At 66.8% G+C, this 397-nt stretch carries 1 protein-coding gene; it reads left to right on the forward strand.

What is annotated here, in order from left to right; all coding sequences use genetic code 11:
• On the forward strand, window positions 1-397 hold a 397-nt coding region (locus M3P36_RS15085), incomplete at both ends, for a putative PEP-binding protein (protein WP_349630582.1).

A 397-nucleotide genomic window follows, 5' to 3' on the forward strand; every position in this document is an offset into this window, starting at 1 on the left:
CGAGGATTGCCGCATGGCGCTGGCCTTCGGCGCGGAAGGCATCGGGCTGTGCCGCACCGAGCACATGTTCTTCGATGCGGCCCGGATCATGGCCGTGCGTGAGATGATCCTGGCCGATGATGAGGCCGGACGGCGCAAGGCGCTCGCCAAGCTGCTGCCCGAACAGCGCAGCGATTTCGTGGCGATCTTCAGCGCCATGGCGGGCCTGCCGTGCACCATCCGCCTGCTCGACCCGCCGCTTCACGAATTCCTGCCGCAGCGGGACGAGGAATTTGCCGATCTGGCCGCTGACGTGGGCGTCAGCGTCGATCACCTCCGCCGCCGTGCAGACGAGCTGCATGAATTCAACCCGATGCTGGGCCATCGCGGCTGCCGTCTGGGGATCACCTTCCCCGAA

It is taken from the genome of Altererythrobacter sp. KTW20L (genome assembly GCF_023501975.1).
Taxonomy (GTDB): domain Bacteria; phylum Pseudomonadota; class Alphaproteobacteria; order Sphingomonadales; family Sphingomonadaceae; genus Alteraurantiacibacter.